Source organism: Streptomyces sp. AN091965, assembly GCF_022698285.1.
GTDB lineage: Bacteria > Actinomycetota > Actinomycetes > Streptomycetales > Streptomycetaceae > Streptomyces.
In genome coordinates this window covers 2,092,049-2,106,116 of record NZ_JALDMY010000001.1, presented here as the reverse complement: position 1 = coordinate 2,106,116, position 14,068 = coordinate 2,092,049, and the positions used below count along the sequence as shown (strand labels likewise).

General features: G+C 74.3%; 14 protein-coding genes. 8 read left to right on the top strand and 6 right to left on the bottom strand.

Annotation, left to right across the window (positions count from 1 at the left end; all coding sequences use genetic code 11):
* Window positions 1-78 precede the first annotated feature (78 nt).
* Window positions 79-1,206, top strand: coding sequence for a hypothetical protein (locus MQV74_RS08400; RefSeq protein ID WP_242715396.1), 1,128 nt, complete (start codon window positions 79-81; stop codon window positions 1,204-1,206).
* Window positions 1,207-1,244: 38 nt separating this feature from the next.
* Complete coding sequence (locus tag MQV74_RS08395; protein ID WP_242715395.1) at window positions 1,245-2,336, top strand: phosphotransferase family protein; 1,092 nt, start codon at window positions 1,245-1,247, stop codon at window positions 2,334-2,336.
* Window positions 2,337-2,387: 51 nt separating this feature from the next.
* Here MQV74_RS08395 and MQV74_RS08390 read toward each other — a convergent pair whose 3' ends face one another.
* Window positions 2,388-2,837, bottom strand: a complete 450-nt coding sequence (locus tag MQV74_RS08390; RefSeq protein ID WP_242715394.1) for a hypothetical protein — start codon at window positions 2,835-2,837, stop codon at window positions 2,388-2,390.
* Between the two features lie 386 nt (window positions 2,838-3,223).
* Between MQV74_RS08390 and MQV74_RS08385 the strand changes: the two genes are divergently transcribed.
* The 4 genes from MQV74_RS08385 (at window position 3,224) to fxsA (ending at window position 7,389) form a co-directional block, all read left to right on the top strand.
* Window positions 3,224-3,664 (top strand): Lrp/AsnC family transcriptional regulator, encoded by a 441-nt coding sequence (locus MQV74_RS08385; RefSeq protein ID WP_030674680.1) that lies wholly within the window; start codon window positions 3,224-3,226, stop codon window positions 3,662-3,664.
* Between the two features lie 99 nt (window positions 3,665-3,763).
* Window positions 3,764-5,398 carry an amidohydrolase gene (locus tag MQV74_RS08380; RefSeq protein WP_242715393.1) on the top strand — a complete coding sequence of 545 codons (1,635 nt, stop codon included), beginning with the start codon at window positions 3,764-3,766 and terminating at the stop codon, window positions 5,396-5,398.
* Window positions 5,399-5,947: 549 nt separating this feature from the next.
* Complete coding sequence (locus tag MQV74_RS08375; protein ID WP_242715392.1) at window positions 5,948-6,751, top strand: polyprenol monophosphomannose synthase; 804 nt, start codon at window positions 5,948-5,950, stop codon at window positions 6,749-6,751.
* Window positions 6,752-6,798: 47 nt separating this feature from the next.
* On the top strand, window positions 6,799-7,389 hold the full coding sequence (gene fxsA / locus MQV74_RS08370; protein WP_242715391.1) for an FxsA family membrane protein: 591 nt from the start codon (window positions 6,799-6,801) through the stop codon (window positions 7,387-7,389).
* 193 nt (window positions 7,390-7,582) lie between these two features.
* Here fxsA and MQV74_RS08365 read toward each other — a convergent pair whose 3' ends face one another.
* The 3 genes from MQV74_RS08365 to yczE all read right to left on the bottom strand — a co-directional run bounded on the left by MQV74_RS08365 (window position 7,583) and on the right by yczE (window position 9,679).
* The gene (locus MQV74_RS08365) at window positions 7,583-7,957 is read right to left on the bottom strand and encodes an RNA polymerase-binding protein RbpA (RefSeq protein WP_030360404.1); all 375 of its coding nucleotides are present in this window, start codon (window positions 7,955-7,957) and stop codon (window positions 7,583-7,585) included.
* A gap of 304 nt (window positions 7,958-8,261) precedes the next feature.
* Window positions 8,262-9,029 (bottom strand): glycerophosphodiester phosphodiesterase, encoded by a 768-nt coding sequence (locus tag MQV74_RS08360; protein WP_242715390.1) that lies wholly within the window; start codon window positions 9,027-9,029, stop codon window positions 8,262-8,264.
* Entirely contained in the window at window positions 9,026-9,679 is a 654-nt protein-coding gene (gene yczE / locus MQV74_RS08355) for a membrane protein YczE (RefSeq protein ID WP_242728545.1), read from the bottom strand. The genes MQV74_RS08360 and yczE overlap by 4 nt, the downstream gene beginning before the upstream one ends.
* Window positions 9,680-9,842: 163 nt before the next feature.
* Between yczE and MQV74_RS08350 the strand changes: the two genes are divergently transcribed.
* A complete protein-coding gene (locus MQV74_RS08350; protein WP_242715389.1) occupies window positions 9,843-11,339 on the top strand; it encodes an SCO1417 family MocR-like transcription factor in 1,497 nt (498 codons plus the stop codon).
* A 42-nt stretch (window positions 11,340-11,381) separates the two neighbouring features.
* Here MQV74_RS08350 and MQV74_RS08345 read toward each other — a convergent pair whose 3' ends face one another.
* Window positions 11,382-12,959: a type IV secretory system conjugative DNA transfer family protein gene (locus tag MQV74_RS08345; protein WP_242715388.1), complete on the bottom strand. Its 1,578-nt coding sequence runs from the start codon at window positions 12,957-12,959 to the stop codon at window positions 11,382-11,384.
* Window positions 12,960-12,996: 37 nt separating this feature from the next.
* Window positions 12,997-13,191, bottom strand: coding sequence for a hypothetical protein (locus MQV74_RS08340; protein WP_030674661.1), 195 nt, complete (start codon window positions 13,189-13,191; stop codon window positions 12,997-12,999).
* 324 nt (window positions 13,192-13,515) lie between these two features.
* Here MQV74_RS08340 and MQV74_RS08335 point away from each other — a divergent pair, with 324 nt between their 5' ends.
* Window positions 13,516-13,908, top strand: a complete 393-nt coding sequence (locus MQV74_RS08335; RefSeq protein ID WP_242715387.1) for an ankyrin repeat domain-containing protein — start codon at window positions 13,516-13,518, stop codon at window positions 13,906-13,908.
* The last annotated feature ends 160 nt before the right edge of the window (window positions 13,909-14,068 follow it).

Below are 14,068 nucleotides of genomic sequence, written 5' to 3'. Positions count from 1 at the left end.
TCTGACGTACCGTCAACTCCGGTCCGGGCGCGCGCCGCCCGCGCCTTCCGAGCACCCTGTCCCCCAGGGAGGCACTCCGTGCCGGACGACCGTCCCGTGCCCCTCGACGAGTACCCCGTCCACCAGGTCCCGCTGTCCATGAAGCACGTGGCCACCGGCGACCGCAACGCCTATGACCGGTGCATCTTCCACCTCTTCGACCACCGGGGCCGGGCCCTGCTGATCCTCGGCCTCGGCGTCTATCCGAACACGGGCGTCATCGACGCGTACGCCACCCTGCGCACCGGAGATACGCTGCACGCCGTACGCGCCTCCGACGCGCTCGGCGACGACCGTATGGAACTCTCCGTCGGTCCCCTCCGCATCGTGGTCGAGGAGCCCTTGCGCAGGCTCCGTCTGACGTGCGCCGCCGACCCCGACGACGCGGGCTCGCTCGGCTACGACCTCACCTGGCACGCCGACTTCCCGGCCCTGTGGGAGCCGCACCACCTCCAGCGGCGCGGCGACCGGCTCACCCTCGAAGGCCGCAGGTTCGTCCAGGCGGGCCACTGTGCCGGAACGATACGCCTCGGCGGCGAGGAGATCCCGGTGACGGCCGGGGAGTGGACGGCGACCCGGGACCGCAGCTGGGGCGTGCGGCCCATCCCCGGCGAGGAGGGCGGCCGCCTCGCCGAGGAGCACCCCACGGACGGCTTCCACTGGATCTGGTGCCCGGTGCGCTTCGACGACCGCTTCCTGATGGTCGTCACCCAGGAGGACGCCGACGGCTACCGCACCCTCAACGACGCGACCCTGGTCCGCCCCGGCGACCGGGACCGCCAGCTCGGCTGGCCCCGGGCCGACGTCGCCTACCGCTCCGGCACCCGGCATCCGGAGTCCGCGGTCATCCACCTGACCGACCCGCTGACCCACAAGCCGCTGGAGCTCGGCGTCGAGGTCCTCACCTCGCTGCCGCTCGCCGTCGGCGCGGGATACCCGCCCGCCGACGACTGGCAGCACGGCACCTGGCGCGGCCGCTCCTGGTGCGAGCGCCGCTCCTACGACCTGTCGGACCCCGCGGCCCACCCCCTCGCCGCGTACGGCGTCATCGACCACGCGGCCCGCTGCACCCTCGACGGCCGGGTCGGCCACGGGATCTTCGAGCACGGCACCTTCGGCCGCCACGACCCCAGCGGCTTCACCGGCTTCGGCTCCGTCGCGCCCTGAACGGCGCCCACGGGCCGCCCCCTGAGAGGAGCGCCGACATGGCCACGGCACCCCGGCCCCGCACCAGCACGCGCGACCCCGAGGCGCTCGCCCGCCGTCTGACCGACTGGCTCGGGGCGCGGCTGCCCGGCGCCAGGGCCGTCGACGTGAGCGTGCCCGAGTCCAACGGCATGTCGAGCGAGACGCTCCTGTTCACCCTCGACCACTCCCAGCCGCCCGTGCGCGCCTGCGCGGCCCGGCTCGCGGCGGACCCGGCCGCGTACACGGTCTTCCCGGTGTACGACATGCCGCGCCAGTACCGCACCCTGCGGCTCGTGGCCGAGCGCACCGACGTGCCGGTGCCGCGGGTGCTGTGGCTGGAGGAGGACCCGGCTCCGCTCGGCGCGCCGTTCTTCGTGATGGAGCGCGTCACGGGCCGGGTGCCGCCCGACGTCATGCCGTACACGTACGAGGGCAACTGGCTGCACGCGGCGAGCGACGCCGAGCGCGCGCACCTGGAAGACGCCACGATCCGCGTCCTGGCCCGGCTGCACGACCAGGCCCCGGCCGGGGAAGCGGCGTTCCTCGCGCTGCCCGGCGACGGCGATCCGCTGCGCCGCCACGTGCGGGCGCAGCGCGCGTACTACGCGTGGGTGGTGCGGGGCCTGCCCCGCTCGCCCCTCGTCGAAAGCGCCTTCGCGCGCCTGGAGGAGCTGTGGCCGGCCGACCCCGGCGAGACGGTCCTCAACTGGGGCGACGCCCGCATCGGCAACATCGTCTACGAGGGCTTCGACCCGGCCGCTGTGCTCGACTGGGAGATGGCCTGCCTGGGTCCGCGCGAGGTCGACCTCGGCTGGACCGTGTATCTGCACCGGTTCTTCCAGGACCTGACGGTCGGCTTCGGGCAGCCCGGACTGCCCGGCTTCCTGCGCCGCGACCGCGTCGAGGACCGCTATGCGGAGCTGACCGGCCACCGGCCGCGCGACATGGACTTCTACACGCTGTACGCGGCGCTGCGGCACGCCGTCGTCATGCTGCGCGTCGCCCACCGGCAGGTGCACTTCGGGGAGGCGGTGGTGCCGGACGACCCCGACAAGCTGATCCTGCACCACGAGAGCCTCGCGGCGATGGTGCGCGGCGACTACTGGTGACGGCCCGCCGGTGGTCGACGGGCCGTCACGGGTGTCCGCCGGAGCGGCCGGTCAGGCCGCGCGGCCGAGCTGCCGCTGCCGGGGCACCCGGATCGGGCGCGAGCCGGGCCCGCCCACGTGCGAGAACGGCTGCGTGCGCCAGTCCAGGCCCTGGGGGAGCGTCAGGAGCCGGGCGGTGTCCTGCTCCTGGGGCTCGGGCGACTCGTCCGCGGACTCGGCCTCGGCCGCGGGACGGCCCGTGCCCGCGCAGACGGTGAGCCCGAAGGGGTTCCACGGCGTGGGGCACAGGGCGTGCTCGGGCAGGACGTCCTCGTCCGCCAGGAGCGCGATGGGCTGCCCGCAGTCCGGGCAGGTCACGTGGTACATCTCCAGGGTGTCGTAGGCGTCGAACTCCTCGTCCTCGGCGTCGGCGGGTTCGACGCCCTCCGGTGCGGGTTCGAGCAGTTCTACGGTCTGCTGCTTACGGCGCGCGGTACGACCGGGGCGCTTCAGGTTATGCATGGGAATCTCCCCCTCGGGTGGGCCGACAAGGCACTGCGGCCTCGACCACAGCAAGCACTTCCCGTCCCGTCCTGGCGGTAATCGCGGCACTTCCGCGGACCCGCCCCCTGATGTGTGGTGTTCGTCACATGCCGGATGAAGATGCCGCTGTGCGCGGGGCGGCTCCCGAGGCGTGCGCAGGTATGCGGACGTGCGAGGAGTCATGCGGAGCGATCCCCTCCCGCGGCCCTGCCCGCCGCCGCGTGCGTGGCACCGGGAGCCAGGGCCGCGGGCGCCCTGCTCGCGCCGCCCCGGCGCCCGCGCGGGCGGCGCCCGGGGCCCGTCCCGGTGTCGTTCGGGTGTCCCTCAGGTATCGGCGGGGATCAAGGGCACTGTAGGTTCGGCGCATGGAGGAGCTGGACCGACAGATCGTGCAGCTGCTCGTCAAGGACGGGCGGATGAGCTACACCGACCTGGGCAAGGCCACGGGCCTGTCCACGTCTGCCGTGCACCAGCGGGTGCGCCGGCTCGAACAGCGCGGGGTGATCCGCGGGTACGCCGCGGTCGTCGACCCCGAGGCCGTCGGCCTGCCGCTCACGGCCTTCATCGCGGTGAAGCCGTTCGACCCCAGCGCGCCCGACGACATCGCCGAACGCCTGGCCGGAGTGCCCGAGATCGAGGCCTGCCACAGCGTGGCGGGCGCGGAGAACTACCTCCTGAAGGTCCGGGTCGCGACCCCGCACGAGCTGGAGAACCTGCTGGCCAGGCTGCGCTCGCTCGCCGGGGTCTCCACCCATACGACGGTGGTCCTCTCCACGCCCTACGAGGCGCGGCCGCCGCGGATCTGAGGCCCCCGCCGGGCCCGCCCGCCCCGCGCCCGGCCGGTGGTCCGGGCGACGCTCCACCCCGGCGGCACGGCGCCCCCGCGCAGGCGCGAGACTGTCCCCATGAGCGAGCGCACCACCTCCACGAGCGGGCACCGCACCGTCCTGCTGCGCGGCGGAGAAGTCCACAGCCCCGCCGACCCCTTCGCGACCGCGATGGTCGTCGAGCGCGGCCATGTCGCCTGGGTCGGCTCCGAGGGCGCGGCCGACGCCTTCGCGGACGGCGTCGACGAGGTCGTCCACCTCGACGGCGCCCTCGTCACCCCCGCGTTCACCGACGCCCATGTGCACACCACGGGCGCCGGCATCGCGCTCACGGGCCTGGACCTCTCCCGGGCCGGGAGCCCGGCCGAAGCACTCGTTCTCGTCCGCGAACACGCCGCCGCGCGCCCGGACGACCGCGTGCTGCTCGGCCACGGCTGGGACGCCGCCCGCTGGCCCGACGGCCGCCCGCCCACGCGCGCGGAGCTCGACGAGGCCACCGGCGGCCGCCCGCTGTACCTGTCGCGCATCGACGTGCACTCCGCCGTCGTCACCACCGCCCTCCTGGACCTGGTGCCCGGCGTCGCCGACGCGGCCGGGTACCGCGCCGACGCGCCGCTGACCGCCGCCGCCCACCACGCGGTGCGCGAGGCCGCCCACGGGGCCCTCACGCCGCTCCAGCGCGCCGAGGCCCAGCGCGCCGCGCTCCGCCGCGCCGCGTCGCTCGGCATCGGCTCCGTGCACGAGTGCGCGGGCCCCACCATCTCCAGCGAGGACGACTTCACCGGGCTGCTGCGCCTGGCCGACGAGGAGTCCGGGCCGCGCGTCGTCGGCTACTGGGGCGAGCTGGGCGCCGAAGGCGTCGCCCGCGCGCGCGAGCTCGGCGCCCGGGGCGCGGCCGGTGACCTCTTCGTGGACGGCTCGCTCGGCTCGCACACGGCCTGGCTGCACGAGCCGTACGCGGACGCCGCCGACCACACCGGCAACGCCTACCTGAGCGCCGCCGATGTCGCGGACCACGTCGTCGCCTGCGCCGAAGCGGGCCTCCAGGCGGGCTTCCACGCCATCGGGGACGCCGCCGTGACCGCCGTGACCGACGGCGTGCGGGCCGCCGCCGACAAGGTCGGCCTCGCCCGCGTCCGCGCCGCCCGGCACCGCGTCGAGCACGCCGAGATGCTCACCCCGGAGACCATCGCCGCCTTCGCCGAGTTCGGCCTGACCGCCTCCGTGCAGCCCGCGTTCGACGCGCTGTGGGGCGGCGACGGCATGTACGCCCGGCGGCTCGGCGCCGAGCGCGCCCGCGCCCTCAACCCGTACGCGGCCCTGCTGCGCGCCGGTGTGCCGCTCGCCTTCGGCTCCGACAGCCCGGTGACCCCGCTCGACCCGTGGGGCACCGTGCGCGCCGCCGCCTTCCACCACACCGCCGAGCAGCGGGTGTCCGTGCGCGCCGCCTTCACCGCCCACACCCGAGGCGGCTGGCGGGCCACCGGCCGCGACGACGCGGGCGTCCTGGTGCCCGGCGCCCCCGCCGACTACGCCGTGTGGCGCACCGGCGAGCTCGTGGTCCAGGCCCCCGACGACCGGGTCGCCCGCTGGTCCACCGACCCGCGCTCCGGCACCCCGGGCCTGCCCGACCTGACGCCCGGCACCGAGCTGCCCGTCTGCCTGCGCACGGTGGTCGCCGGAGAGACGGTGTTCGTACGGCCGGGCGAGTGACGCCGGTGCGGCCGCGCGGCTCCGAACGGGGCCACGCGGCGCGTCGCGCGCGGCCGGGTCCCTCGCCACTGACCTGCTGATCTACGGAAACCGCGCAGGTCACACGGCTATTGACAGACGGCCGATGTGCACGGGTAGTTTCGGCGCGTCCACCACAGGACGTCCGACCGGTGAACCTGCACGCAGTCGTCGAACGCCGCTGGGTCACGGGTGGCGCGCCGCACCGGCGCACCGCCACAGGGAGCCAGGTCCAGCGCCCGCGACGCCCGGGCGCGGGAACGCGATCACCGGAGCAAGGGCGTCCCTCCCGCTCCCTGGGAGTCAGGGGGAGGTGCGACCCGGGTGGGGCCCGGACGCTCAGTAGACAACGGCTCTCGGTCGATCCGCAGCCAGCGGGTCCCAGGCCGGCCCGAAGGGCACCGGGCCCCTACCCGCAGGATCGCTTCCGCACCGGCGGCGCCCCGGCGCGGGGGCCGGACCCGTGGCGTCGCGAGAGCCCCAGGCACGGGCCACTATGGTGGTCCCCTGCGTACGAACGAAGGGGCAGTAGTGAGCAACGGCGGCGGGATCAGCAAAGCAGCGGACGCGGGGCGGCAGTTCGGCCCGCTCGGCCAGGCCTTGGTGATCATCCCGACCTACAACGAGGCGGAGAACATCCAGGCGATCGTGGGCCGGGTGCGCACCGCTGTGCCCGAGGCGCACGTGCTCGTCGCCGACGACAACAGCCCCGACGGCACCGGGAAGATCGCGGACGAGCTGGCGGCCGAGGACGACCACGTCCAGGTGCTGCACCGCAAGGGCAAGGAGGGCCTCGGCGCCGCCTACCTCGCGGGCTTCTCCTGGGGCCTTGAGCACGGCTACGGCGTCCTGGTCGAGATGGACGCCGACGGCTCGCACCAGCCCGAGGAGCTGCCGCGCCTGCTCACCGCCCTCAAGGGCGCCGACCTGGTGCTCGGCTCGCGCTGGGTACCGGGCGGACGGGTCGTCAACTGGCCCAGGTCGCGCGAGTTCCTCTCCCGCGGCGGCAGCACGTACTCCCGGCTGCTCCTCGACGTGCCGATCCGCGACGTCACCGGCGGCTACCGCGCCTTCCGCCGCGAGACCCTGGAAGGGCTCGGGCTCGCCGACGTGGCCTCCCAGGGCTACTGCTTCCAGGTCGACCTGGCCCGGCGGGCCGTCAAGGCGGGGTACCACGTCGTGGAGGTGCCCATCACCTTCGTGGAGCGGGAGCTCGGCGACAGCAAGATGAGCCGCGACATCGTCGCGGAGGCGCTGTGGCGGGTCACCGCCTGGGGCGTGGGGGAGCGGGTCGGCAAGGCCCTGGGCCGCAAGCCGTCCGACCCCCGCTCCTGATCACCCCGCTTATCCCGGTCTGAGCCGGGGCCAGGCACACTGGGAGCATGACGACTGGCGCACCGCCTCCCCTCAAGCCCGCACGGCCCCGGCGCTCCCGCGTCCTCAGGTTCCTGCCCCTTGGCATCGCCGCGTGGCTGGTCCTGGAGATCTGGCTGCTCACCGTGGTGGCGGGCGCGTCGAGCGGGCTGACCGTGTTCCTGCTGCTCGTGGGCGGCCTGGTGCTCGGCTCCTTCGTCATCAAGCGGGCCGGGCGCCGTGCCTTCAAGAACCTGAGCGAGGGGCTGCGCCAGCAGCAGCAGGGTCTGGCGCCCGCGCCGGACCAGGGCGGCGGCAGCGCCCTCACCATGCTCGGCGGTCTCCTCATCATCCTGCCCGGCCTGATCTCGGACGTCCTGGGTCTGCTGCTGCTCGTGCCGCCGCTCCAGAAGGTCCTCAGCCGCAGCGCCGAGCGCGCCTTCGAGCGCAAGCTCACCGCGGCCGCGGCAGCCGCCCCCGGTGGCCTCGGCGACGCCTTCCAGCAGGCGCGCATGCACCGCCCCGACGGCAAGGTCGTCCAGGGCGAGGTGATCCGCGAGGACCAGCCCCCGACGCGTCCGAGCGGCCGTCCGGACGGCCCCCAGCTACCCCGCTCCTGAGCCCTCTGCCCAGACAGGCCCTCTGCCCCGCGCGGGACAGAGGGCCTTGGCTTGCCCTTGCGCGAGGGGCCACGACGCCTCGCCCGGGGTGGATGCGCACCTCGCGCGGGGGTGGGTGGATACGCGACGAGGGCCGGGCCCGCTGCAGAGCAGCGGGCCCGGCCCTCGTCGTTACTGCTGAACCGCCGCGCGCCTATGCGGACTTGCGGCTGTCACGCGGGTGCACCGCGATGTTCATCGCGCCGGACCTGAGGACCGCAAGGCGCTCCTCCAGGACCTCCTCGAGCTCTTCTCGAGTACGGCGCTCCATGAGCATGTCCCAGTGCGTACGCGCGGGCTTGCCCTTCTTCTCCTCCGGTCCGTCGCCGTCCACGAGAAGTGCCTGGGCCCCGCAGACCTTGCACTCCCACTCCGGCGGGATCTCCGCCTCGACCGAGAACGGCATCTCAAATCGATGTCCGTTCTGGCATGCGTACTCCACGGCCTGGCGCGGGGCCAGGTCGATGCCGCGGTCGGTCTCGTAGCTGGTCACCACGAGGCGCGTGCCGCGAAGAGCTCGCTCACTCATGAATCGTGCCTCCCGGGCTTGTCGCCCACAGGACAGGTGTCGCTGTCGTCGTCATCCGGACAACGTCCGGTCGGCGGTAAAGATTCCCGTACCGGGTCATGCGTCGCCGTCGTATGCCGCCCCTTGTTGTACCCACCGACGCCCGGTTTGTCACATCTGACAACAGATGTCACCCAGCGTTGCCATAAACTCAGCACGCAGTAACGGTCCGCCTGGCAGGCCAAAGGCGTACACTACCGGCCTTCGCCCCTCGTTGCTAAATCAGGCCCGGAATCGGCTGGTCCGCGCCCTGGGCCGGGGGCGGTCAGACCCAGGTGCCGCGGTCCTTGAGGACGTCGCGCAGCGTCTGGGTCTCGTCCGTCATGATGCCGTCGACCCCAAGATCGAGCAGCGCGTGCATCCGGGCCGGGTCATTGACCGTCCACACGTGGACCTGGAGCCCGCGCGCGTGGGCGGTGCGCACGAAGCGGTGATCGACCACCCGGACCCCCGACTGCGCCTCGGGCACCTGTGCGCACACCGCGGACGCCCGCGGCACCGCCGGGAGCCCCAGGGAGCGCAGCCGCAGCGCCAGGACGCCGCGCGTGCCGTACGACGTGGCGAGGCGCGGCCCCGCGAGCCGCTGGGCCCGCGCCACCCGCGCCTCGGAGAACGAGCCGACGCAGACCCGGCCCCACGCGGAGGCGCGCTCGATCAGGTCGAGCAGCGGCACGAGGGCGGGCTCGGCCTTCACGTCCACGTTCCAGCGCGCCTCGGGGAACGTCTCCAGGAGGTCCTCGAAGAGCGGCACCGGCTCACGGCCCGCCACGCGCGCGTGGCTCACCTCACGCCAGGGCAGGTCCGCGATGCCGCCGGTCCCGTCCGTGACCCGGTCGAGCGTGGCGTCGTGGAACGCCACGAGCCGGCCGTCCGCCGTGGCGTGCACATCGGTCTCCAGGTACCGGTAGCCCTGGTCGACGGCGCGCCGGAACGCCGTCGCGGTGTTCTCCAGGCCCTCGGCCGCGCCTCCCCGGTGGGCGAAGGCCAGCGGCCCCGGATGGTCGAGGTACGGATGGCGTACGCGCGTGGTCACCGATGCAGTATCGCCCGCTCCGATGGCCTCCCCGCGGCCACCACGCCTCCGGCGGACGGGGCGGGGAGGGCGAACAGGCGCAGGAAGAACTGGGCGAGCGGGCCGATCGTCACGGCGTACACGACGGTGCCCACGCCGACGGTGCCGCCGAGCGCGAAGCCGGTGACGACCACCGCGATCTCCACCAGCGTGCGCATCAGCCGGATCGAGCGGCCGGTGCGCTCGTGCAGGCCCGTCATCAGGCCGTCGCGGGGGCCGGGGCCGAACCTCGCCGCGATGTAGAGGCCGGTCGCCACGCCGTTGAGGACGATGCCCGCCACCATCAGCGGGATCCGGACGCCAAGCCCGTGTGCGTCCGGGGCGAGCGCGAGCGTGCCGTCCATCGCCAGGCCCACGACGAAGACGTTCGACACCGTGCCGAGGCCCGGCCGCTGCCGCAGCGGGATCCACAGCAGCAGCACCGCGGCGCCCACGAAGATCGAGACGACGCCGATGGACAGGCCGGTCCGCTCGGCCAGACCCTGGTGCAGCACGTTCCACGGCTCGAGGCCGAGGCCCGAGCGCACGAGCAGCGCCGAACTCGCGCCGTACAGGACCAGACCCGCGTACAGCTGGACGATCCGCCGGGCGAGGCGGTCGCCGCCCGCCAGCCTGGGTACGGACCGGCCCCGGCGCTCCGGGGCCAGGACGGACGGAACTGGATGCTCCCTGGACAAGTGGTGCCCCCGTGGTGGTAGTGGCCTGACTCATGACACTCTGTGGCTTGGCGCAAGGCGCCATCCATGGCCAATTCGATGAAGGTGGACTGGGATCATGGCTCAGTGGACATCGGCGGTGGGCGCGACTCAGCTCGCCCGGCTGCTCACCTCCCAGCAGGCGCGTCCCGCGGGCGCGGGCAGTCGCCGCCCGCCCGCCTACCGCGCCCTCGCCGACGGCATCAGGCTCCTCGTCCTGGAGGGACGCGTTCCCGTGGCCGCCCGCCTGCCCGCCGAGCGGGAACTCGCGGTCGCGCTCTCCGTGAGCCGCACCACGGTGGCCGCCGCCTACGAGGCGCTGCGCACCGAGGGGTTCCTGGAGTCCCGCAGGGGCGCGGGCAGCTGGACCGCCGTCCCCGCCGGCAACCCGCTCCCCGCGCGCGGGCTCGAACCCCTGCCGCCCGAAGCCGTCGGCTCCATGATCGACCTGGGCTGCGCGGCCCTGCCGGCCCCCGAGCCCTGGCTCACCCGCGCCGTGCAGGGCGCCCTGGAGGAGCTGCCGCCTTACGCCCACACCCACGGCGACTATCCGGCGGGGCTGCCCGCCCTGCGCGCCATGCTCGCCGAGCGCTACACCGCGCGCGGGATCCCGACCATGCCGGAACAGATCATGGTCACCACCGGCGCCATGGGCGCCATCGACGCGATCTGCCACCTCTTCGCGGGCCGCGGCGAGCGCATCGCCGTCGAGTCGCCCTCGTACGCCAACATCCTCCAGCTGATGCGCGAGGCGGGCGCCCGTCTGGTGCCCGTCGCGATGGCCGAGGGGCTGCGCGGCTGGGACCTGGACCGCTGGCGGCAGGTGCTGCGCGACGCCGCGCCGCGCCTCGCGTACGTCGTCGCGGACTTCCACAATCCGACCGGCGCGCTCGCCGACGAGGACCAGCGCCGCCAGCTCGTCGACGCGGCGCGCTCCGCGGGCACCGTCCTCGTCGTCGACGAGACCATGAGCGAACTCGCCCTCGACGACGTCGAGATGCCCCGCCCGGTGTGCGGGTTCGACCCCGCGGGCGCCACCGTCATCACCGTGGGCTCGGCCAGCAAGGCCTTCTGGGCGGGCATGCGCATCGGCTGGGTGCGGGCCGCGCCGGACGTGATCCGCAGCCTGGTGGCGGCGCGCGCGTACGCCGACCTCGGCACGCCCGTCCTGGAGCAACTGGCCGTCAACTGGCTCCTGAGCACCGGCGGCTGGCGCGAGGCCGTGAACGTGCGCAGGGAGCAGGCCCGCGACAACCGCGACGCGCTGGTCGCCGCCGTGCGCAGGGAGCTGCCCGGCTGGGAGTTCGAGGTGCCGCACGGCGGCCTGACCCTGTGGGTGCGCACCGGCGGCCTGTCCGGGTCGCGCCTGGCCGAGGTCGGCGAACGTGTCGGCGTCCGCGTGCCGTCCGGGCCCCGCTTCGGCGTGGACGGCGCCTTCGAGGGCTATGTGCGGCTGCCGTTCACCGTCGGGGGAGCGGTCGCGGACGAGGCGGCGGTGCGCCTCGCCGCGGCGGCCCGTCTGGTGGAGAAGGGGGCGGGCGGGGGGATGCAGGCCCCGCAGTCGTTCGTGGCCTGAGCGGGCGGGCCCGGTCCGCGCGGCGGCCGGTCCCGCCGCGCCTCAGCTCTCCGCGGCGGCGGGTGCCGCGGTGAGGGCCGCGTCCGCGGGCCTCGTGCGCCCCGGGACCAGCTCCAGGACCGCCCGCCGGTGCGCGTCGCTCGTCGCGTCGTCGTACGGGTCAGGTGTCGCCGGGACCTGGAGGCGGTGCACCGGGCCCGTGCCGAGGCGGGCGTAGCCGCGGCCCGCGGGGACCTCCGCCGTGGGGGTCGTGGGCGGCGCCGCCCCGAGGATCTGCTCCAGCTGGCCGGGGGTGGCCGGGCCGAGCACCACGCGCGCGCGGGTGTGCTGCCGCACCGCGTCGCTGAGGGCGTCCACGCTGTCGAGCTGGTCGGCCACCACGATGGTGACGCCTGCCGCGCGGCCGTGCCGCAGCGGCACCTGGAGCAGCGACTGGGGGTCCCGGTGCCCGTCGGCCGCGGCCAGGTGGCCGAGCGTGCTCGGGCGGTCGAGGAGGATCCACAGCGGGCGCCGGGTGTCCTCGGGCGGCGGCTGGCCCGCCTGCCGGGCGCGGTTGGCGGCGATGAGCCGCCGCTCCGTCTCGTGCGCCGCCCACTCCAGGCTCGCGAGGGCCCCGGTGAGCCCGCACTCGACGGCCAGGACGCCGTCGCGGCCGGTGAGGCACGCGTAGTCGCCGGTGCCGCTGCCTTCGACGATCACCACGTCGCCGTGTTGGAGGGCCTGCAGGGCGATCGAGCGGAGCAGCGTGGTGGTGCCGCTGCCGGGCGTGCCGACGGCCAGCAGGTGCGGCTCGGTCGAGCGCGGGCCGGTGCGCCACACGACGGGCGGCACGTCGCGCTGTTCCTCGCCGTCGGCCACGGGCAGCGTGCGCTGGACCGACGTCGGGTCGGTGAAGCCGAGGACGGTCTCGCCAGGAGCGGTGACGAACCGCTGCGCGGCGATGTCGGTGGGCAGCGGCGGCAGCACGTCCACGGTGAGAGTGTTGCCCTCCTCGTCCCACTCGAAGTGGTACTCGCGGCCGCGGCCCGACTTGGCGTGCAGCAGCTGCTCGATCCGCGCGCGGGACTCGGCCTCCCCGTCCGTGAAGTACGCCGGGTAGCGCACCACGAGGTGGGACACGCGGCCGGTGTCGTCGAACTCGTGGGCGGTGAAGGCCTTCTCCCACTCGCCGCCGTGCGTGAACAGCGGGCTGGGGTCCTCCGGGACGGAGAAGTACGGCACCAGCGCTTCGTAGAGGGACTGCAGGCGCTGCACCTGCGCCTCGTCCGGGCCGGTGGGCGCGGGGACGGTGCGCTCACGGCCCTTCCAGGCGGCCGCCGCCATCAGGCTGATGACGGCGAGCAGCGGCCCGTAGGGGATGAGGGCCACCACCAGGATCACCGAGGCCACGAGGAACAGCAGCGGGCCCCGCCGGTCCTTGGGGGTCGCGGACCACTTGCGCCGCCCGGCTCCGGCGAGGCGGCGCAGCCCTCGGGTGATGGTGATCAGCGGGTGCAGGACGTCGGTGGCGCTGTCGGCGGCCGACCGGGCCAGCTCGCGGCTGCGCGCGATGTGCTCCCGGCCCCGGGCGATCTGGGCGGTGCCGGTGCTCAGGATGCGGGGGAGAGGGCGCCGGGCCACGTCGGTCTCCTGGAGGTGGTGGTGAGGGGCTCAGCCGTCAGAACTTGATGCCGCCGAGCAGGCTCGCGAGGCTCGCGCTGCCCGCCTGGATGCTCGGCGCGATCGCGGTGCCCGCGAGGAAGAAGCCGAAGAGGGCGCAGACCAGGGCGTGGGAGGCCTTGAGTCCGTCCTTGCGGAAGAAGAGGAAGACGATGATGCCGAGCAGCACGACTCCGGAGATGGACAGGACCATGAGAGTTCTCCTGATTGAGGGGGACAGTCACCATCAGTACTTCCAGGCTCACAGCATGTATCCATACGAGATGGGGTGCAAATGGGGGAAATTATCGAAATTTCCCCTGAACGGCGGCGGGTCGCCGGGCCGTCCTGGGGGAGGGGCGGGCGGTCGGCCGCGCCCGCGGTGATCTTTGCCGCGGACGCGGTCGGTCATGTGCCGTGACGGGCAGTACCCTGTCGATTCACTCGTACGGCTGCACGGCTGCGCAGCCGGGAACCATCTGGGTCCCAGCACGCGCTGGGGCCCGGCTCACGCGCATCGCGAAAGGCGGGCACCACCATGGGCGAAGCCCTCGACCCCGAGGTCATGGAGCTGGCGGGCAAGATCTTCGATCTGGCGCGCGCCGGCGACACCGACGCCCTCACCGCGTACGTCGACGCGGGCGTCTCCGTGAACCTCACCAACGACAGCGGCGACTCGCTCCTCATGCTCGCCGCCTACCACGGGCACGCGCCCGCGGTGCGGGCTCTCGTCGAGCGCGGCGCGGACGTCGACCGCGCCAACGACCGGGGGCAGACGCCGCTCGCCGGTGCCGTCTTCAAGGGCGCGGACGACGTGGTCAGGGCGCTGGTCGACGGGGGTGCCGATCCGGCCGCGGGCACGCCCTCGGCCATCGACACCGCACGGATGTTCGACAAGATCGAGCTGCTCACGCTGTTCGGGGCCGCCTGACCGGGTACCCGACCTGGTGCGACGGGGGCGCCGGAAATGTGGTCGCGGCGGGTGGAACCGCTGGGTCATCATGACGACGTGATTCACGGACACGACGTCGGGGCAGGAGTTGCCGCAGCGCGTGGCCCGTGATCGGCCCGAACCCGGACCTGGTGTCCGG